At 68.7% G+C, this 20,087-nt stretch carries 15 protein-coding genes; 7 read left to right on the top strand and 8 right to left on the bottom strand.

The window, feature by feature from the left end; all coding sequences use genetic code 11:
* The first annotated feature begins 122 nt into the window (after positions 1-122).
* On the top strand, positions 123-1,997 hold the full coding sequence (locus tag QHF85_RS35650; protein WP_281331862.1) for a serine/threonine protein kinase: 1,875 nt from the start codon (positions 123-125) through the stop codon (positions 1,995-1,997).
* A gap of 124 nt (positions 1,998-2,121) precedes the next feature.
* Here the strand turns inward: QHF85_RS35650 and QHF85_RS35645 are convergent, their stop codons facing one another.
* The 4 genes from QHF85_RS35645 to QHF85_RS35630 form a co-directional block, all read right to left on the bottom strand.
* Complete coding sequence (locus tag QHF85_RS35645; protein ID WP_281331861.1) at positions 2,122-3,504, bottom strand: TolC family protein; 1,383 nt, start codon at positions 3,502-3,504, stop codon at positions 2,122-2,124.
* A gap of 34 nt (positions 3,505-3,538) precedes the next feature.
* Positions 3,539-5,023: a sigma-54 dependent transcriptional regulator gene (locus QHF85_RS35640; RefSeq protein WP_281331860.1), complete on the bottom strand. Its 1,485-nt coding sequence runs from the start codon at positions 5,021-5,023 to the stop codon at positions 3,539-3,541.
* A gap of 28 nt (positions 5,024-5,051) precedes the next feature.
* Positions 5,052-6,857, bottom strand: a complete 1,806-nt coding sequence (locus tag QHF85_RS35635; protein WP_281331859.1) for a hypothetical protein — start codon at positions 6,855-6,857, stop codon at positions 5,052-5,054.
* Between the two features lie 80 nt (positions 6,858-6,937).
* Complete coding sequence (locus tag QHF85_RS35630; RefSeq protein ID WP_281331858.1) at positions 6,938-7,507, bottom strand: hypothetical protein; 570 nt, start codon at positions 7,505-7,507, stop codon at positions 6,938-6,940.
* Between the two features lie 293 nt (positions 7,508-7,800).
* Between QHF85_RS35630 and QHF85_RS35625 the strand changes: the two genes are divergently transcribed.
* From QHF85_RS35625 to QHF85_RS35615, 3 genes are read left to right on the top strand one after another with little or no spacing between them, the layout of a single operon-like run.
* On the top strand, positions 7,801-8,940 hold the full coding sequence (locus QHF85_RS35625; RefSeq protein WP_281331857.1) for a PEGA domain-containing protein: 1,140 nt from the start codon (positions 7,801-7,803) through the stop codon (positions 8,938-8,940).
* 19 nt (positions 8,941-8,959) lie between these two features.
* Positions 8,960-10,081 (top strand): hypothetical protein, encoded by a 1,122-nt coding sequence (locus tag QHF85_RS35620; protein WP_281331856.1) that lies wholly within the window; start codon positions 8,960-8,962, stop codon positions 10,079-10,081.
* 32 nt (positions 10,082-10,113) lie between these two features.
* The gene (locus tag QHF85_RS35615; protein ID WP_281331855.1) at positions 10,114-11,145 is read left to right on the top strand and encodes a hypothetical protein; all 1,032 of its coding nucleotides are present in this window, start codon (positions 10,114-10,116) and stop codon (positions 11,143-11,145) included.
* On the opposite strand, the gene QHF85_RS35610 is transcribed toward QHF85_RS35615, so the two are convergent.
* Positions 11,146-13,128, bottom strand: coding sequence for a hypothetical protein (locus QHF85_RS35610; RefSeq protein ID WP_281331854.1), 1,983 nt, complete (start codon positions 13,126-13,128; stop codon positions 11,146-11,148). It lies immediately after the preceding gene.
* A 94-nt stretch (positions 13,129-13,222) separates the two neighbouring features.
* On the opposite strand from QHF85_RS35610, the gene QHF85_RS35605 reads away from it, so the two are divergent.
* Entirely contained in the window at positions 13,223-13,552 is a 330-nt protein-coding gene (locus tag QHF85_RS35605) for a transcriptional regulator (RefSeq protein ID WP_281331853.1), read from the top strand.
* Between the two features lies 1 nt (position 13,553).
* On the opposite strand, the gene QHF85_RS35600 is transcribed toward QHF85_RS35605, so the two are convergent.
* Complete coding sequence (locus QHF85_RS35600; RefSeq protein ID WP_281331852.1) at positions 13,554-15,992, bottom strand: pentapeptide repeat-containing protein; 2,439 nt, start codon at positions 15,990-15,992, stop codon at positions 13,554-13,556.
* Between the two features lie 75 nt (positions 15,993-16,067).
* Here QHF85_RS35600 and QHF85_RS35595 point away from each other — a divergent pair, with 75 nt between their 5' ends.
* Positions 16,068-16,886, top strand: a complete 819-nt coding sequence (locus QHF85_RS35595; protein ID WP_281331851.1) for a hypothetical protein — start codon at positions 16,068-16,070, stop codon at positions 16,884-16,886.
* 6 nt (positions 16,887-16,892) lie between these two features.
* On the opposite strand, the gene QHF85_RS35590 is transcribed toward QHF85_RS35595, so the two are convergent.
* Both QHF85_RS35590 and QHF85_RS35585 read right to left on the bottom strand, forming a co-directional pair.
* Positions 16,893-17,702 carry an MXAN_2562 family outer membrane beta-barrel protein gene (locus tag QHF85_RS35590; protein WP_281331850.1) on the bottom strand — a complete coding sequence of 270 codons (810 nt, stop codon included), beginning with the start codon at positions 17,700-17,702 and terminating at the stop codon, positions 16,893-16,895.
* Positions 17,702-18,826: a hypothetical protein gene (locus QHF85_RS35585; RefSeq protein WP_281331849.1), complete on the bottom strand. Its 1,125-nt coding sequence runs from the start codon at positions 18,824-18,826 to the stop codon at positions 17,702-17,704. The genes QHF85_RS35590 and QHF85_RS35585 overlap by 1 nt, the downstream gene beginning before the upstream one ends.
* A 247-nt stretch (positions 18,827-19,073) precedes the next feature.
* Between QHF85_RS35585 and QHF85_RS35580 the strand changes: the two genes are divergently transcribed.
* Complete coding sequence (locus tag QHF85_RS35580; protein ID WP_281331848.1) at positions 19,074-19,973, top strand: 1,4-dihydroxy-2-naphthoyl-CoA synthase; 900 nt, start codon at positions 19,074-19,076, stop codon at positions 19,971-19,973.
* The last annotated feature ends 114 nt before the right edge of the window (positions 19,974-20,087 follow it).

Raw genomic sequence — 20,087 nt, 5'->3', positions numbered from 1 at the left:
GGCACGGTAGTGCCAAGGTCGCGGGTGTTCAAGGACCCACACCGCAGCGTCGCTGTTCCCCTCCTGGAAAGTATCCCTCGACGACGAGCTGATCTAGACTCGCCGTCCGAGCCGCGATCCCCATGGCCCCCGTTCGCCCCGAGCAAGCTCCGGCAGATGTACAGGCCGACGTCCCCGCCTTCCGTCCGGGCACCATCGTGGACGGTCGCTACCGCGTCCTCCGGCTCATCGGAGGCGGCGGCAACGGCCTCGTGCACGAGGTCGAGCACGTCCGCACGGGCCAGCGCCTGGCCCTGAAATCCCTGCTCGATCCGACGACGTACCAGCGCCTGGAGCAGGAAGCCCGAGCGACGAGCCTGCTCAAGAGCCCGCGCGCGGTGAAGATCGTCGACATGGGCATGAGCCCGACCGAGGGCCCGTACCTCGTGATGGAGCTGCTCGCCGGCCAGAGCCTTCGCGAGCTTTTGCACGACGCCGGGCAGCTCCCGCTCGAGCTCACGGTGAACGTCGCGCTGCAGGTCGGCGAGTGCCTCGCGGAGGCACACACGCAGGGCATCGTCCACCGCGATCTGAAGCCCGACAACATTCACCTCGGCCCGGGCCCGAGCCCTGGCGTGTACGACGTCAAGCTCCTCGACTTCGGCATCGTCAAGATCGCCAGCGACGCGCCTGTCCCCGGTGGCTCGCTCACGCGCACGGGCTCCACGGTCGGCACGCCGTACTACATGAGCCTCGAGCAGCTCCGGAACCCCTCGGGCGTCGACGGACGCAGCGATCTCTACTCGCTCGGCGTCGTGCTCTACGAGTGCTTGACGGGCCGCAAGCCCTACGACGCGGACACCATCGGCGACCTCGTCTTCGCGCTCTGCTCGGGCCCGCCGACGGACATCGCGCGGCTGCGGCCCGACCTGCCGCAGCCCGTGTGCAAGGCGATCATGCGCGCGCTCGCGCCCGACCGCGACGATCGACAAGGCAGCGTGCTCGAGCTCTGCCGCGAGCTTGCGCCGTTCGGCGATCGTTCTCTCTCTGCGTGGATGAACGAGCCGCCGCGCGCGTCCGCGCCCGAGCCGCCGCGCCCCTCGCATGCGGGGCCTTTCCATGGCGGCGCGCCGACGCCCTCGGGGGTTCGACCGATTCACAACAGCGAGGCGACGCAGGCTTTTCCGCTGCCCGACGGCCCTGTCCCGCCGCTCGACGAGCTCACGCCGTCGCTGCCGTCGAGCCCGGGGCATGCGGCTGACGACGACGCGCCTGCCGAGCGGCGCGACACGCCCACGACGTTCTACGTCAAACCGGAGCTGTCTGAATCGTCGGGGGCTCCGCACCGCGAGCGGCGCTATGCCCCCGAACCCCCTGAGCGCGCGCCTGACAGCGAGAAGACGCGCATGCTCGAGCCGAGCCGCGGGCAGCGCCAGTACGCGATCCCGTCGGAGAACATCGACGACCCGCCGACGGCGCCGGTCAAGCCGGGCGACCTCGTGGCGGCGAGGAATGCGTTCGGCCCTGGCAACAAATACTCGAAGACGACGCCGCTCGACACGAGCCAGTTCCCCGAGCTGCAGAACCTCCCGCCGCCGGGCCAGTTTGGCGCTCCAAACCCCGGCGGATCGGGCGGCTTCGGTGCGCCTACGCCGACGGCGTCTGGCGTGTATGCGGCGCCGCCTCCTGGCATGATGGGGCCGGGGGGGCAGCCTGGGATGCCGCCGGGCATGTTCCGCCCGCCGCCCATGCCGGGGCAGCTCATGACTTCGCAGAGCAACTTGCCGGCGGTGAACATCCCTGGCACGACGGGCCCCTTGCCGATGGGCCCTGGCGCGCCTCCTGCTTGGATGGCGCGGCCTGGTCCGCCCACGCAGCAGCCTGCGGGTGGTGGCCTCGCGGCGCTCGCGAACTTCTGGCAAAACGCCCCGCCGCGCACGCAGCTCGCCATTGCGGTGGGCAGCGCGAGCGGCCTCGTCGCGCTCCTGCTCATCCTGCTCTGGATCGTCGTCCGATAACGACCCCTTGCATCGACCGCATCGCGGTCGATGCACCAAGGGTCCAGGGCTGGCCCTGGTCCGGGTCCAGGGGTGGACAACCCCTGGTCGGGCCCGGGGTGAAACCCCGGCGAGGCGTTATCCCTCAGAGCCCGTCGGGCGCGATCACATCCCAGCCGGTGGCCTTTGCGAGTCGGCTCATCGCGAGATCGAGCTCCATCGTCGCGTTCATCAGGCTGAACCGGTTTGTCGCGTACGCTTTTGCTGGGTCGAGGACGTCTTTCTCCTCGCGCGTCCCCACGTCGATCCCCTGCTGCACCGTGACCAGCCACTTCTTGGCGTAGGACACGGCCTTCGCGTATGCGTCCACGCGCTTTTGCCAGTCGATGACCTCGGCGTAGGCTGTCTCTACCTCGACTCCGGCGCCGCCGAGCGCGAGTTTTTCCGTCGCGCGCATTTCTTCGAGCTGCGCCTCGGCGAACTGGATGCGGGATGATTGCGGCAGGAAATCGAGCTTCCACTGGAACACGACGGCTGCGCCGTACCAGAAGAAGTTTGCCGTATCGCTGCCGAACGGGTTGATCTGGTTCGCCACCTCGGGCGCGCGCGCATAACCTGCGTTCAGGCCGAGCCCGATATCGGGGAAGAGCTGCGCCCGCGCCACTTCGACCTGCGCGCGCCGCGCTTGCACCCCGGCCCGCGCCATCGCGAGCTCGGGCCGGTAGAGCCGCGCTGCCGTCAGGTACCGCGACACGTGCCCGAGCTTGTGCTTTGGCGGCTTCAGCGGCGCGTCGGGGATGTCGAGATCCTTGATCCCCGTGAAGAACCGCAGCCCCGCGAGCGCCACCGTCATGTACCGCGCGGACTCGGCTTCGCGCACTTCGAGCTCGGCCGTGTACGTCTGCAGCTTGAAGAGCTCGATCGGATCGCCCTCGTCGTTCTCGATCGACTCTTTCATCTTGCCGACGGCCTTGTCGATCGCGCCGCGCACGTCCTTGAGCAGCAGCGCCCCGTCGCGCGCGAGCTGCAGGCCGAAGTAGGCGCGGCGCACGTCGAGGCGCACGGCGTCGCGCTCCTTCTCGACGTTTGCCTTGTTCACCGTGACGTTCGCCTCGGCCGCGTCCCACAGGTTCGTGATCTTGCCGAAGGTCCAGAGCGGCACGACGCCATCGACGCTGGCCCTCCAGGCGAGCCCGAGGCTGCTCGTCAGCGACACGTCCGTGTTTGGGCTGAAGACGTTGTTGCCGAGCACGGTCGGCGCGAGGCCGACACCGCCGCTCATGCGGAACTGGCTGAACGGCGCGCGATGGGCCTCGTCGAGCTGCGCCCGCACCTGCGCGAGCCGCGCTCGGGCTGCGAGCACGTTCGGGTGGTTTCGCTCGGCGATCTCCAGGATCTGCCGCAGATCGTAGACGACCTTGTCCGCGGCCTCGGCGGGCGCTGGCACGGCCGCGAGGCCCAGGGAAAGGGCCGCCCCGAGGAGCCATCGCCGGATCGACCGCTGCGCCATGTCCGCGGTCTTTTTCACAGGGGCCCGCTCGCTGCAACCGTGTTCACGGCGTTCAGCCCTCGTCGTCCTCGCCGGCGCCGTCGTCCGAGGCTGCGCGGACCTTTTTCATGAGCCGCCGGAAATTCGAGCGATCCATCCCCGCCTGCCGCGCCGCCTCGCTCACGTTGTTGCTCGTGCGCTTGAGCAGCCGCTCCACGTAGGCGCGCTCGAACGCGATCGCCGCCTTCTCCTTCGCCTGCGTGAACGGCAGCTCCGACAGCGTATCGCTCCAGAACGCCCGCGTCTCCTCGGGCGCCCCGTCTTCGCCCGCGTGCGCCTCGTCTCGCCCGAAGGGTAGATCCGAGGGCAGGATCGAGTCGCCGCGCGTCATCACCACCGCGTGCTCGATCGCGTTCTCGAGCTGCCGCACGTTCCCCGGCCAGGGCTGCTCGCGCAAGAGCCGGAGCGCTTCGACCCCGATCCGCTTGATGTCCCGGCCGCTCCGCCGCGCGTACTTGTGCAGGAAATGGTACGCGAGTAGCGGGATGTCTTCTTTTCGCTGCCTGAGCGGCGGCAAATGCACGGGGATCACGGCGAGCCGGTAATAAAGATCCTCCCGGAAGCGCCCCGACGCGATCCGCTCCTTCAGGTCCACGTTCGTCGCGGCGATCACGCGCACGTCGACCGTCTTTGGCTCCGTCGCGCCCACGCGCTTGATCTCGCCCTCGGCGAGCGCGCGCAAGAGCTTCGCCTGCGCGCTCAGCGGCAGATCGCCGATCTCGTCGAGGAACACCGTCCCCTTGTCGGCGAGCTCGAAGAGCCCCGGCCGATCTTGCGCGCCGGTGAACGCGCCGCGCATGCTGCCGAAGAGCTCGGTCTCCACGAGCGTCTCGGGGATCGCGCCGCAGTTGATCGCGCGCAGCGGCCTGTCGCTCCGCAGGCTGTGCTGATGGATCGCGCGCGCGACGAGCTCCTTGCCGGTCCCGTTTTCCCCGAGGATCAAGACCGTCGACGTCGTCGGCGCCGCGCCGAGCGCGATCCGGTAGACCTCCTGCATCCGCGACGAACGGCCGATCAGCTCGCCGAACCGCTCGTGCTCCACGAGGCGCTGCTCGAGCAGGCGCGTCCGATCGACGAGGCGCTTGTGCTCCGCGGCTTGCATGAGCGCGAGCGCCACGGTCTCCGTGGGGCCGAACGGCTTCGTCAGGAAGTTGTAGGCGCCTTGCCGAACCGCGGCGACGGCCGTGTCGATGTCGCCGAACGCCGTCATCATGACGACCTCGACCTCGGGGTGTTGCTCCTTGATCCGCGCGAGCACCTCCATGCCGCTCGGACCGGGCATCATCACGTCGAGCAGCACCACGTCGACCGCGCGCGCCGTCGAGAGCAGCGTGAGCGCGGCGGCGCCGTCCTCGGCCGTCATCACGTCGAAGCCCTCGGCGAGCAGCACGCGCGCCAGGCTGCGACGCAGCGCCGGCTCGTCGTCGACCACCATCACGTGCGCCTTCGGCGCCTTGGTCGCCCCCTGCGTCGTCTCGCTCGGCACGTCGGCAGCCATGGTCGCAACCGAATCCGCCGCGTGCAAGTCAGCGCGGCGCAGGTCGACCAGGTAACGGGGGGACGAGGTCGACCGAGGCCCAGATGTCCGTGCCGGGCCGCCCGGCGCGGCGGCTCCCGCCGACCTCGAACGCCACGCACCCGTCCGGATGCCGATACGAAACCGCGCCGCCGAAGCCCACGAGGGCCCTCGTCCACAGATCCGCGTCGGCGCGGATGTTCCCCGTCAGGCCGCCGAAGAGCGGCCTCGAACCGCCGAGGCCCAGGAGGAGCCCGCGCTCCGCCACGAGCCCGATCGTATCGCCGAGCAAGAGCTTTCCGCCGAGCGGACGCGCGAGCCCGCCCGTCCCCGCCGCGCGCCCGTAGATGTCGAGCAGGAACGTGGTCCCGTCCTCCATGCCCACGCGCAGCTCGGCGAGCGCTGAAATTCCGTCACCCTCGTTCTCCGGGAGCTCCACGCTCCCCTTGCTCGCGATCGCCTCGACACGCGCGGTCACGTTCCCGTGCGTGCCCTCCGCGCTCGCCCAGCCGACCGCGCTCGTCCCGGTGTTCGTCACGACGAGCCCGGCCTTGACCTCGGCTTCGAGCGAGCTGCCGAACGCCTGCCCGAGCGAGCTCGACGCGCCGACCGCCGCGAGGCCGAGCGCCGGCCCGAGATCCGGCCGGATCGCCTGGAAAAACGACCCCGCGCCCTGCGCGATCACGCCGCGCGCTTCGATCCGCGGCGAGATGCGGTGCACGAGCGGAAAGGCGTCCTTGGCCCCGCCGAACGATTGTTCCAGGGTGACGAACGCCTCCGCTCGCGCCTCGGCCGCTGCGTCCCAGGCCGCCCTCGCGCCCTCGGGCCCTGCGAACCGCGCCCGCGTGCCGAGCCGCGCCCGCGTGAAGAGCGGCCCGAGCCGCGGCGTGACCTCGATTCCCGCCTCGGCGCGCCCGTACGGCGTATTCGTTTGCCCTGAAAGCATCGCCAGCGCCGCGTTCGCCTCCCAGCTCCCACGCCGCCCCACCGCGCCCGAGGCCCCGGCGAATGCCGTTGGACCCCAAACGATCGGCCCCTCCCCGCGCCGCGCCCGCGCCGTGAGCCCGGTCCCGAGGATCGCGCCCACGCCGCGCCCCGGCGCGACCTCCATCACGACCTCGGCCGCGCCCACGTCGAACGGCTGCGCCGCCGCGGTGAGCGAGGGCGTCGCCACGAGCCCACGCGCGCCCCGGATCGCGTCGAGATCCCAGGCGATCCGCACGTCCGGCCGCGCGTCCGTCCGGACGAACCCGTGCGCGTCCGCGACGAACCGATCTTGCCGCAGCCGATCCCACGTGAACTTCCCCGTCATCGTGGGCCCCTCGATCCGCGCGCCGAGCTCCACGCCCCCCTGCACGTACCCCGACGCGTAGAGCTCGACGGCGCGCAGCCGCCCGTCTGCGCCTCGCCAGGGAAACCGCGCGCCCGCGCCGATCAGCGCGCCGTCGTCGCCGCGCATCGCGAACCGCGGCGGCAAGAGCCCCACGCGATCCGGCGGCCGAACGAGGAGCCACGGGAAGATGAAAATCGGCAGGGCCCCGAAGTAGAGTCGCGGCCATCGGAGCTCGATCTCCCCCTGCCCCGTCGCGCGCGCGCCCGAGACCTCCAGCGAGACGGGCGGATCTTTGCAAGGGCAATGCGTGAGCTTCGCCGTCCCGCGCATCTCGACCGCGTTCGGGCCGAGCTTGATCGCGAGCTTGCTCCCCGTGAGCCGGTAGCGGTCGTACGTCACGACGACGCCGCCTTCGAGCTCGACCTCGCCGCGCTCGGGATCCGCGCGCGCCTCGTCGGCGCGGAACTGGACCTCGCCCTGCACGCCGGGTTTGTCTTGCCCGCGCGCCGGCGCTCCCGAGAACCACGCGGCGCATCCGATCGCCGCTGCGACGGACCGTCGGTTCAGCGCATCGCCCCTTCGGCCCGAGCTTGCTTGGGCGCGGCCGGCTTCGGCTGGCTGCCCGCGGCGGGCGCGGGGAAATCGACCTGCAGCGTCACGCCGCCCTCCGTCTCGACGAGCTTGTAGCTCGGCGTGCTCGGCTGCTTCAGCTCGATCACGAGGTCCACGTCGCCGTCATCGAGCTCGGCGAGCAGCACGCGACCGACGGGCGTCTGGAAGAACATCGTCTCCAGCGGCAAGCGGTTCGTCCGCGTGGGCACCGAGACGCCCTTCATGCGGTACGCGATCCGCCCTTCGGCCTTGTGCTCGGTGATGTCCACCTTCTGGCTGATCTCGACCCACACGCGGCTCACGCCGCCCGCGAGGATCTGAAAGCCCGGCGAGTTCGCGACGGGCGCCTTTGGATCACGCTTCCTCGCCTTCTTCGCCTTCCGGATCTTCTTCGCGGGCGCCTTGGGCGCGGCGGGCACGGACGCGCCTGCGGGCGGCGGTGCCTTCGGGGGCGACTCCTCGGCCGAGGCGAACGAGCCGATCAAAAGGCCGGCGAGCGCGAGCGGGAGCGAGCGGCGCATCCGGCGATTGGAACATGGTCCCGCCGAGGGAGCTAGTTTCCCGTCCGATCGGCGGAAGAACGAAGCCCGGCGCCGCACGCGAGGCCCGGGCACCATTTTTCATTGGTGGACAAACGATGTCGGCCCGGCTCCCGAGTATCTCGACTTTTCGGGGCGCCCCTCCTTGGACCTCCGCGGGGGGCGTGGGCCCTGCCCTGCCGGCTTCGCGGGGACGCGACCGGATCGAAACTTTACGCTTGAGGGAGAGGCCTCTTGTTTGGTCCAATGCGCGCGAAGCAAGGAGCGCAGGGTCGATGACGATGCGACGAGGGCGATGGTGGGCAGCAGGCCTGCTCATGACGGGCGTTTGGACCAGCACGCCGGCCGTGTGGGCGCAGGGCGCTCCGGGCAAGCCGGCGACGCCGGACAAAGGCGCCGCGGCGCCCGCGACTCCGGCGCCGGCCGCAACGCCGACCCCGGCTCCGTCGCCAGCGGACGCCGACAAGGAATCGGTGCGCCTGTTCGAGGAAGCGAAGAAGGCGCACAAGAACTTCCTGTGGGACAAGGCGCGGGACGCGGCGCTCGCCGCGTTCAAGCTGAAGCCCGATCCCGCCTACGGCCTGGTCCTCGGCCAGTCGGAGCTGCAGACGGGCAAGCCGCGCGACGCGGCCGAGCACCTCGAGCTCTACGTGCGCGAGGCGAAGTCGGCGACGGCGATCGAGAAGCAGGCGGCGCAGAAGCTGCTCGACGAGGCGAAGCTCAAGCTCGGGACCTTGATCATCAAGGCGAACGTCGAGGGCGCGGACGTGCTCGTCGACGGCCGCGCGGTGGGGCGATCGCCGCTCGCGGCGCCGGTCTTCGTCGAGCCGGGCAGCCACGAGATCGAGGTGAAGAAGTTCGGCTTCGATCCGGGCAAGGAGCTGCTCGCGGTGGCGCCTGCGACCGAGAGCGAGATGGAGTTCGCGCTGGCGCCGATGCCGTCGGAGCCGGAGAAGGCGGAGCCGGAACCGAAAAAGAAAGAGGAGCCGAAGCCGCCGCCGCTGCCTTCGCCGAAGTGGCGCACGTACGGGATGATCGGCGGCGCGGGGCTCACGGTGATCGGGCTCGGGCTCGGCGTGGGCCTGACGATGATGGCGAACGGCAAGAGCGACGAGGCGGATCAGCAGCTCACGCTCCTGCGGCAGACGACGCCGACGACCTCGGGCTTGTGCGGCGCGGGCGGGTTCGCGCCGAACGCGGCGGGGTGCGCGAAGCTCAAGGACACGCTGTCGTCGCAGGACGCGTATGCGAACGGCGCGCTGGCCGGGTACGTGATTGGCGGCGTGGCGGCGATCGGCACGGTGGGATTGTTCTTGCTGCCGCGCACGCCGTTCGGCCGGAAGCTGATGGGTGTGAACGTCGTCCCGGTCCTCGGCGCAGGCCAGACGGGCGGCATGGTGGTCGGCTCGTTCTGAGGCCATGGAGAACCGGAACATGCGGCGAACGAATCGCGCGACGTGGCTCTTGCTCTTGCCGGTGGCGGTGCTCGGCCTGATGCAGGGCCCTGGCTGCTCGAACGAGGCGGAGGACATCGATCGCAACGGCGAGAGCACGGCGCTGAAGGGCGAGTGCAAGCTGGCGGCGGACGACGGCGACCCGTGCACGGTGGAGGGCTGCGAGGGCCAACCGAACGCGCACGTGAAGGTGGCCGGCTTGCCCTGCGGCACGAACAACGCGCTGAAGTGCAACGCGAACGGCCAATGCACCGGATGCACGAGTCCGGAGCAATGCGGCGAATCGACGGACTGCGCTCCGTACGCGTGCAACAGCGGCGTCTGCAACCTGACCTTCGCGCCCTCGGGCACGCCGGTGCCTGCGCAGGTGCCTGGGGATTGCAAGCAGATCCAGTGCGACGGCAACGGCGACGAGACGACGGCGAACGACGACAGCGACGTGCCGTCGACGGCGTGCCAGCTCTCGTCGTGCGTGGGCGGGACCCCGATGAGCACGCCCGCGGCGCAGGGGACGCCTTGCAGCGTGGGGAATGGGAAGAGCTGCGACGGGGAAGGGAATTGCGTCGAGTGTAATACGGATGCGGATTGTGGACAGGGCGGAATTTTTTGCGACACGAAGTCCAATACGTGCTTCAGCTGCACAGACGGCATCCAGAGCGGCGACGAGAGCGATGTTGATTGCGGCGGCGACAGGTGCCCCAAGTGCACGCAAGGCAAGTCGTGCAACGCGGTAGGGGATTGCACGACGGCCAATTGCGCCGACGGGGTATGCTGCAGTTCCTCTTGCAGTGGTCCCTGCCTCGCGTGTGATCTGCCAGGCTTCGTCGGCGAGTGCAATCCCATCGAGAAGTATGGCGAGGATCCCTCCTATGGGAACGGGATGTCCTGCTTGAACGCCGATGGCCTCGCTTGCAGCGCTGGGGCTAGCTGTTTGCAGGCGCTCAATACCAACTGCACCGGCAATGGGGATTGCGCTAGCCTCCGATGCGCTGATCCGGACAATAACGGCCAAAAGACCTGCGTCAAGGGGCCCGGGGACCCGTGCAATCAGCCCGTTGAATGCTTCAACAACACGTGCACGAACGGCGTGTGTGGCCCTTGAGGGCGTGACCCCCTACCCTGAAGGGTGACTCGATGCGCGCCATCCGGATCCCGCTGGCACTTCTCCTCGCCGGCACGATCGTCGGATGTGGCCTCGCCCTCGGCCTCGACGACTACGAGAAGGTCTGCGAAGAGTCGAATTGCCGGTCCTGCGTCGTGCCTTCCGACTGTGGGGAAGCACCGCTCTGCTCCTTCTGGACCTGTGAGGCGAACGTCTGCACGCTGCGACCTTCCGACGGGCACACGATGTGTCCGCTCGGCGTCTGCGACGGCGACGGCGAGTGTGTAGGTTGCATCAGCGTCGACGACTGTGGGGCCTCCACGGCATGCGAGAACTGGACGTGTGCCGCGAGAATATGCACGCGAACTCTCGCAGCGGCAGGAACACCGGTAACCCCACAGCCTGAAGGAGACTGCAAGCAGACGCAATGCGATGGGAAGGGCGGAGAGGTCTCCATCATCGAGACGCAGGGCACGTCGTGCATGCTGAACGGTGGCAAGCTCTGCGATGCAGAAGGAACCTGCGTTCAATGCCTGACGCATGCCGATTGCAGCCCAAGCGGCAGCTTCTGCGATCCCGATTCAAAGAGCTGCTTTCGCTGCAACGACGGCGATAAGAACGGCGACGAAACGGACGTCGACTGCGGAGGAAGTTTTTGTCCCAAGTGTCCGCAAGGGAAAGCATGCGTTGACACAATCAACTGCCAGACCGGCTTCTGTGTGGACGGAGTCTGCTGCGACAGTCTGTGCGATGGGACCTGCGAGACTTGCTCACTTCCCGGGGCGACCGGCCAATGCAATTACGTGCCGAAGTACGGGGAAGATCCCAGTTATGGCGCGTCGGAGTCGTGCCTGCTCAAGGACAATCTTGCGTGCACCGGTTCGGGTGGTTGCAAAGGAATCCTCGGCCTGCAATGTACGGGGCCGTCACAATGCGCCAGTCTTTACTGCGCAGATCCCGATGGCGACGGCCAGAAGACCTGCGTGAAAGGCCCGCTCGATCCCTGCGTCCAACACATCGAGTGTTACAACAAGATGTGCTCGAACGACCTCTGCGCCCCCTGATCACTCCGGATCACACGCCCCCTCGCAGAACGCCTTGATCACCCCTGTCCGAAAAAACGCATCGCTCTGCGAATAAGCCGCGTCGAGCGCCCTCACCTTCCCGTGCGGGTCCTCGTCCCCCTTCGGCGGCGTATTCGTCTTCGGCGCCTCGGGCAAACCGAAATCGTATTCCACGATCGCCGCCCCTGACAGCGGCGCCGGCGCCTCGTCCACGCCCCAGATCGTTCGGTTCACCGGCGCCACATTCTTCGCGCCCACCGTCCGCGCCAGGATGTGCGCGCCGAGCGGCGACACCTGGTGGTCCCCGATCGCCACGTGAATCAAAAGGTCATGCGCAGGCGTCCCCGGCAGCATGTTCTCCCGGATGTACGGCGCATAGCCATCCGGCTCCGTTCGATCCCACAACATCTGCATCAGCCCCTCCACGAGCTGGATGTTCCGCCCCGTCCCGTAGGCGCCCTTCAGGAACAGGAAAAACGGCGCGAAATCGACGCTCCGATCCAAAAGCATCGTGTAGGGCATTCCCGGCACGCTCACGAGCCCCCGCGTCACGTCCGTCGACAGCGCCATGTACGTCGTCCCGAAGATCCCGCCCTGGCTATCGCCCCGATAGAATCGCTGCGTAGGGTCGATCACGCTCTCGCCATTCACCTGCAGGAGCTCTTCGTTCACGAAGCGGCCCGACATCATTCGCATTGCGAGCAGGCTGTTCAAGATGCCCTGGTGCTGCCGGTCCACGCTCTTCCGGAAGGCCCCCGCGTCCGTCACGAGCGCGTCCGTGATGCTCGAGACGTCCTCGCTCGCCATGCCCACGAGATCCACCGAGAAGGCCACGTATCCGTGCCGATTCGCGAGCTCCCCGAGGTATCCGTCGCCCCCCTCGAACTTCGAGCCGAGCAGCCCGTGACCATTCTGCACGAGCGCGAGCTTCTGCCCCTGCTTCGCCGCGTGCGGCACATGCACCACGAACTCGTATTCGGCGAATCCGTTTTGCTTCGGCAAACCATCATCCCCCAGCACGAGCGACGACCCCGGCCCCGGCGCATCCAGATACAGCGGCACCTTCATCAGGCCCACGAGCCGCCTCCAGATCCGCGGGTTTTCCGCCTCCGTGAACTCCTCCGTGCTCGTCAGCGTGTACGCCGGCCCCTCCGCGCCCACCTTCATCAGCGCGTCGTCCCGCATCGCCACGAGCGCGGCCGTGTTGTTCTCACGGCTCGCCGTCGTGTAATCCCACGCGAGCTGCAAATCCTTTCGCGAGATCCCCGCCTTCTCCAGCCGCGCAAAGATATCGTCATAAAGCGCGCGCCGCGCCTCGACCGATGGTTCACACGACGCCGTCCCGTCCCGCAGCGCCTGAAACGCGGGCGACGGCGCGATCGCTTTGCCATTCGCGTCCACCACGTTCCGGATCGCCACGATGTACCGCCGCGCGTCCGCGAGGCGCACGACCGGCCGCACCATGAAGGCGCGCTCCTCGTCCGCCTCCGCCACGAGGCTCCGATCGAGCTCCGAGAAATGCGGCACCCGCTCGCCCGTCTCCGCGTCGAGAATCACGGTCGGCGACGTGTCCGAGAGCGAAAGCTCGATCGAATCCTGCGTCGGTAACCCCGTAATCGTCGCGCCGGGCAGGTGCGTCAGCGCCGGCTGCCCCGGGGAAAACCCGTCGCTCGGCGCCCACCATGCCGGATCCACCGGCCCGTTCCCCGCCGCGACCGGGAGCGTCGTCGCGCCGAATGCCACGCGTTTCCCCGTCGGTTTGCTCGCGTCGTCCTCGAGCCACACGTTCGAGGGGAACGGATAGCCGCATTGCGTCGGGACGAGCGGATCACAATCGGCCTCGAGCAGCTTCGGCGCGCCCGCGGGCGGCGTGACGGACTTGCAAACAAGCGGCTCCTCGGCGCCCGAGGAACATGCGACCGAGCCGAGCCCGAGGCTCGCGACGACGGCAGCCCGGACGAGGAGGGAGAGCGAGCGCTTCATTGGCCCTACCCTATCAGGAAATCGTGGCGTCCTGCCATTTCCTCGGCGCCCGCGCCGCCGAGGGCCGTGCCTTCCTTGCGCTCTTCCTGTAGAATTGTCGTATCATGAAGGAAAGGAGCCGCCCGTACCCAAGGAGCGCGCCGAGACCACGCGGCACGCGCTGCTCGAAGCATTACGATCCGGGCGATCCACGGCGCGCGCGCTCTCCGTCACGCTCGGGCTGCGCGAAAAGGACGTGCTCGCTCACCTCGAACACGTCGCCCGCTCGCTGGCCAGGCAGGGCAGCGCCCTCGGCGTGAGCCCCGCGACCTGCCTCGGCTGCGGGTATGTCTTCGAGGACCGCCGCTCGCTCGCGCGCCCGAGTCGCTGCCCCCGCTGCAAAGGCGAGCGCATCGAGGCGCCGAAATTCTTCGTCGAGCCCTGAATCAGACGATCACGCCGTCGAGCTTCGCGCCCGGGAACCGCGCGCCTACGAGCTTCGCGCCCGTGAAGTCCGCGCCGCGCAGATCGGCGCACTCGAAATCGGCGCCCGAAAGATCCGCGTCGCGGAAGCTCGCGCCCGTGAAGTCCGTGCGCGAAAAATCCGAGCGCCTGAGGTCCGCGCCGTCGAAGCGCGCGCCGGCCATGAACGAATCGGTGTAATTGCCGCTGGAGAGGTCCGCGCCGGAGAAATCCACCTTCTCCGCGATCATGCTGCAGCCGCTCGCCCAGGGCAGGTGCGCCTTTTTCGCGTCGAAGCCCTCCGGGAGCCTCTGGCGTTGCAAGCTCGCCTGATCGTCCTGCTTGCCCCCGGACGCGCCGGCATACACGGCCATGACCAGCCCACTCGCCTCCAGCGAATGGAACACGCCGCCCGCGCCGCCGGCATCGAGGAACTTCTTGTGCTTCGCGACGAGCTTCTTCCATTTCTCCGGCGTCATCGGCGCGCTCGACTCGGCGAGGCTGCGCATGAGGCCATGCTCCAGCTTCCCCGCGGGCGCGCCAGGCTGATCGGAGAGCGGGAACAGCCGCGCGAGATCGGCGACCTCCTTTCGCGGCGGCGCCTTCGCGGGCTTTGGTGCTTTCACGTCGGCCTTCGCGGCCGGCGCCGCCGTCTTGCCGCTTTTCAAAGCGACGAGCACGTCCTCGCCGAGCACCTTCACGCCGAGCTGCTCGGCCTTCGCCAGCTTGCTTCCGGCCTTGGCCCCCGCGATCAGATAATCGGTCTTCTTCCCGACCGAATCCGAGAGCACCGCGCCGTGCGCCACGAGCAGCTTCTCGGCCTCGGCGCGCATCATCGTCGCCAGCGTGCCCGTGAGCACGACGCTCTTCCCCTTGAAATCGACGACGTCCCTGCCCGACGCCTCGTCGCTGGCCGGCAAGAGCCCGGTCGGCTCGATATGCGCGAAATGCGGCAGATCCGCATTGAGGGGCGTCGTTTGCGCGGCCGCGGCGAGGTCCTCGGCCCGCGCGATCGAGAGCCCATCGCCCGTCGCGACGAACACGTCGCCTTCGGGGGAAAGACAGACGCGGGGGCACCCAAACGTCTCCTTCCGGAAATCATCGCAAGTATTCTCGAAAACGAAGCAGCGCGGCGCCGCGCCCTCCTCGATCCGGAGGACGTGCGCCATCCTCGTGACGAGGACGCCAGACCCGTCTTTCGTGACAAACCCCTCCCACAGCCCCTCGGGGGCCAGGTTCTGCGCGATCGGACAAGGCGTCGCGCTCGGGGTGGTCGGGGCGACGCGGAGGACGGCCCCGCGCGCCGGGATGACCCAGGCAGAGCCGTCCGGAAGCGGAATGACATGCTCGCGGCTCTCGATTCCCTGCCGGCTGCCCAGCTTGTCGAGGGTTCCATCCGGACGAACCCTCCACACGTAACGGAGGCCCGTCGCCCATATCGTGCCGTCCTCGCCGGCATGCACGGATCGAATCTCCTCGCCCTCGAGGTCCGGATGGACGAGCGACCAGGACCCTCCCGCCTCCGCGCGAACGAAAAGCCCGTCCTTTCCGCCGGCAAACACCCGGCCATCCGGCGCGATCGCCACGAAGGCTGCGCTCTTGATCCCCTGCTTCGCCCCGAAACGCGTCACCTCGCCCGAGCGCTCGCGCAAGACCAATCCCTTGGCCGTGCCGATCCAGACGTTCCCTGCGCCGTCCACGGCCATCGATTTCGCGACGGCGCCCCCGCTCACCGCGCCGACCTCGAACACCGGCGTGACCTCGCCATTCCGCGAAACCGCGGCGAGGAGCAGCGGAGTGAGCACGTACACGCCGCCCTCGGCGCGGGGCGCGAGGCCAATCGCGGACCCCAGCGACGGCTCCAGGACGAACGAGCGGCGAACGGGAAATACCTGCGCAAACCGCGGGCGCTTCGTCCTCGTGTCGTCCTCACACTCCCTCCAGGTGGGCCCGGACCACGCGCGCGACGCGAAATAGCCGAGCTTCGAGATGTTCGGCGCATACCGCTTCGGCAAGAACGCGACGAGCTCCACCGTGTCCCCGATCGGATTGTGATTGCGCCCGGAGCCGCGCACCTTCGCGAGCACCTCCACGATGAGGACGGGGAGCTTCTTCTTGTCGAGCTCGAAGCGCATCTTCCAGAGCGTCTCGTTCTCGCGGGCGAGGGGCGTGTTCTCGTAACCGAACGTCTCGCCCTCGGGCGCCTCGCATTCCATCACAGCCTCGTCGAAGAGCCGGATTACGAAGCCGTGATCCCAGCAGATCGGCGCGTCCGGGTGGGTGCTTTTCACGTGAAATCGCGCCTCGACGTAGGGCCCGGCCTCGTCGAAAAAGCGCGCGGCCGTCTCGATGTTCGGCCCCAGCGCGAGGGCGCGCCGCTCGGCCTCGTCGCGCGTCCACTCCCGGTACGATCGAATGCTCACGTCGTAGAGATCGCTGCCCACACCAATCCGTTCACCCGGCACACGCGCGGCGTCAAGCTGTATACTCGTCCCATCGTGCGACGCTCCTTCCTCCTCGCCGCGATCACGACCGCCGCCACGGCCTGCGCCTCCCCGCCCCCCGAGCCACGCGCGCCGCAGGTCCGCGCGGCGCCGCAGGTCCTCACGAACGCGCCCGCCGCCCCAGCGCCCGGCCCCGAGGCCCCCGAGGCGCCGGACGCCGCGTGCGCCCCCGACAAGGCCGAGGACGAGCCCGCCTGCGTCTATGCCGCGATCGTGAAGAGGATCCCCCGGCGGCTCGATATCGAGCGGGCCATCGAGCCCTACGCCGGCAACATCATGGAGGTCAAGAAGGCCTACGACGACGACTTCGCCGCGGCCTCCACGCTCAACCGCGCATTCGAGCAGCTCGCCGCGCGCAAAGAGCCCCGTGTCCTTTCGATCCACGCGCGCATCAAGCAAGCCGCGCTCCACGACGTCGTGCGCCAGCGCCTCGCGGGCGCCGAGCCGCCTCGCGTAAAACTCTACACCAACAAGGAAGAAGAATTGCTCGGCAAGGCCGAGGCGAGCGGGAATCCGAACCTCGTCGCCACGTCGCAGGAGCTCCGCCGCAGGCGCGAGGAGATGTACCAATCCGCGCGGGAAACCTGGCTCCTGGCGGTCGAGGGCCCCCTCGTCCGCCATTACGCGGACGCCTTGCTCCAAGCGAGGGCCTGGGCCCTCGAAACGCCTGAGACCATCCACGCCCGGGCGCGCTTCCGCCATGTGTGCGAGCTCCTCGGCGACGCCAAGATCAAGGCATTCACCGAGGGGCTCGTCGATCCCGCGAACGGAAAGCCGTTCGTGTACACGGAAGGGGTCTTCGACGGCCCCTGACGCGGTTCACATCTCGAACGTGAGGCCCGCGGTCCAGGTCGAGGTGCCGACCTTCATTTGATTGCTGCCGAGGCCGAGGTTCTGGTTCGTCCACTCGCCGAAGAGGTGCACGTGGTTGATGCCCGTCTCCTGATCGAGCGAGGCCATGGAGCGCCGGCCGAGCCAATCGAGCGCGAGCATGCCGCCGATCGCCCAGTGCACGCCGTAGCTCAATCCAACGCCCTTGATTTCGTCGTCGCCGGTCCCGACCTTGGCCGTCTCCTCGCCGACGTCGACCCACCAGAGGCCCGCGCCGAAGCCGATCTTGCCATAAGGAATGATCGGCACGCCGGTGCGGCGGAAGAGCTCGTCGAGGCGGAGCACGGCCGAGACGTGCATCGGCAGGATCGTGAGCGAGGTCTCGCCGACGCGGCGATCTTCGTAGGAATACGTATTCGTGGCGTCGTCGTAGGTCCCCTCGCGGAACGCTTTGCCCGACGCGGAGGTGTATCCGAGCCCGACCCCGGGGCCGAACGATCCGACCCACGGAATGCGCAGCGCTTGCCAGTCGAACCCGGCGCCGAAGTGGAACCGGCCCTTGTCGCCGAAGAACTTCTGGTACGGGCCGGTCCCGCCGAACTCCTCGTCGACTTGCGGATAATAAAGGCCGAAGCGGAGCTCCAGGGCGAACCGCTGGGGGCTGCCCTGCTGCGTGCTGTCGCGCTCGCTCTGTCGCCAGTTCGAATCGCGGATGCGCCTCGATTGCGCCTCGGCGCCCCTCGACGCGAAGAGCGCGGCGATCCCGACGAGCGCCGATACGAGGATCCTCGTCCGCATCACGAAGCCCCCTCGCCGCCCGCGCCACGCCCGCGTCTCTCCGTTCGCCTGCGCCGTCGCATCGCGAACGCGGCCGCGGAGAGGGCGATCGCGCCGCCGAAGACCCCCGCGGCCCGCGACGCCGGCGACGCCGAGACCGAGCAGAGGCCGCCGCCCTTGCCGCCGAGCTCGTTATAGATCTCGAAGAAATCGTCGACCGGGACGGGCGCCACGCATTGCACCTCCGACAGCGGTCCGACGTTGCCGCGGTTATCCCTCGCTGCCACCGCGACCGCGTATTCGACGCCGTTCTCCAGGTCGGTGACGGTATTCGACTCGCTGCAAGGCACCCACGCGGGATCGGGGCGCTGCCCCGCCACGAACGGGCTCGCGCACGTCGCGCCTCCGCTCCCGCCCGCGCCCCCGCTCCCGCCGCCGCCTCCGCTCCCACCCGCGCCCCCGCTGCCGGTCTCACCGCCCGGGACGAGGACACCTCCCTTGGCGCAATACACGGCGATGCCCGCGGAATCGGTGTCCGAGGGGGGCTTGTACTCGACGGCGAATCCCGCGTCCCCCTGCTTCACGGACACCTCCGTGGGCGCGCCGGGCCCCCAGAGGTCGAGCTTCGAGTTCGTCCATTTCACGTTGCTGACCACGGTTCCGCTGCCGAAGAGCATGAAAAACAGCGTGATCGCCTTCTCCGCCCCCGTGATGTTCTTCTCTGCGCAGGCCTGGATGTCCGGGTCGGGATCGACGGCCACCATGTCCGCCGCCGTCATCACGACCTGCCCCGAGTTGTTCACGGGGTTCGCCTGCGGAATCTTCGACGGATTGATCTGGAAGCATTGCTTCGCCGAGCCCGTCCGTTGCATCGGATCCGTGCAATCGACCCCCGCCGTCGTCGTCCCCCAGACCTCGAACGAATACGAGCTCGTGAACCCCGTGAACGTGAGGTTGAACGTGAAGGTTTCGTCGGGGTTCAAGCACTCCTCTCGGTTGATGTCCCACTGGGTCGTGGTGCGCTGTGACGTAGGCTCACGGACGGCCTGCTGCTGCGACTGGAACGCCACCGTCTGCGCCGCCGCGTCGCCGCTCGTCAGCCACCCCGCCGCGACCCAGAGCGCCGCCCACGCCGCTCGAAACACGCGCCGCCTCCCGAACGAAGCCCCCTGATCACCCGACGAAGCTGTATCCATCCCGCGTGTTTGAGCACAGCTCGTGCCACGGAGCAAATCCTGCGGCGCGAAGGCGATTCCCTCCGGACGGAGCCCTCCGCGTGACGAATTGACCGGACGGATGCGCCGCGCGTGACAAGTTGACAACGCGCACCGGCGCCTGTGGCGGATGCCGCCGGGGACGTGTAGGGTCGCGGCCGCGAGGAGGCTCGATTTCATGACCGTCTCAGCGATCTTCGATCCCGCGCGCTGGCGCGAGGTGCCGGGTTTTTCGTTCACGGACATCACGTACCACCGCGCCGTGGACCAGGGCACGGTGCGTATCGCTTTCCACCGGCCCGAGGTGCGAAACGCGTTTCGGCCGAAGACGGTGGACGAGCTCTACACGGCGCTCGAGCACGCGCGGACCACGGCGGACGTGGGCTGCGTGCTCATCACGGGCAACGGCCCCTCGCCGAAGGACGGCGGCTGGGCTTTCTGCTCGGGCGGCGATCAGCGAATTCGCGGCAAGGACGGGTACAAATACGAGGGGAGCGAAGCCGGCGAAGTCGACGCGGCGCGCCTCGGGCGACTGCACATCCTGGAGGTGCAGCGGCTCATTCGATTCATGCCGAAGGTCGTGATCGCGGTCGTGCCGGGCTGGGCCGTCGGCGGCGGGCACAGCTTGCACGTCGTCTGCGACATGACGCTCGCGAGCCGGGAGCACGCGCGGTTCAAGCAAACGGATCCCGACGTGGCGAGCTTCGACAGCGGCTACGGATCGGCGCTGCTCGCGCGGCAGATCGGCCAGAAGAAGGCGCGGGAAATCTTCTTCCTCGGCCTCGATTACACTGCCGAGCAGGCCGCGGCGATGGGGATGGTGAACGCCGTCGTGCCGCACGAGGACCTGGAGAAGGTGGCGCTCGAATGGGGCGCGCTCATCAACGGCAAGAGCCCGACCGCGATGCGAATGCTGAAATACGGCTTCAACCTCCCCGACGAGGGCCTCGTGGGGCAGCAGCTCTTCGCCGGCGAGGCGACGCGGCTCGCCTACGGCACCGACGAGGCCCAGGAAGGCCGCGACGCGTTCCTGGAGAAGCGCAAACCCGATTACAAGCGCTTCCCCTGGCATTATTGACGCCGCGGCGCGAGCTCGTTCGTCCTGAAAAACGTATCCACGCGCAGCGCGGCCGCCCGCCCGTCCTGAACACGAGCGGCCGGGCTCGGGCGTCTCCCGACATCCGGAGCCGGG

This window comes from Polyangium sp. 6x1, assembly GCF_029946515.1.
In the GTDB taxonomy this organism is placed as follows: domain Bacteria; phylum Myxococcota_A; class Polyangia; order Polyangiales; family Polyangiaceae; genus Polyangium.
The sequence above is the reverse complement of the archived record's forward strand: the minus strand, read 5'-3'. Positions and strand labels throughout refer to the sequence as shown.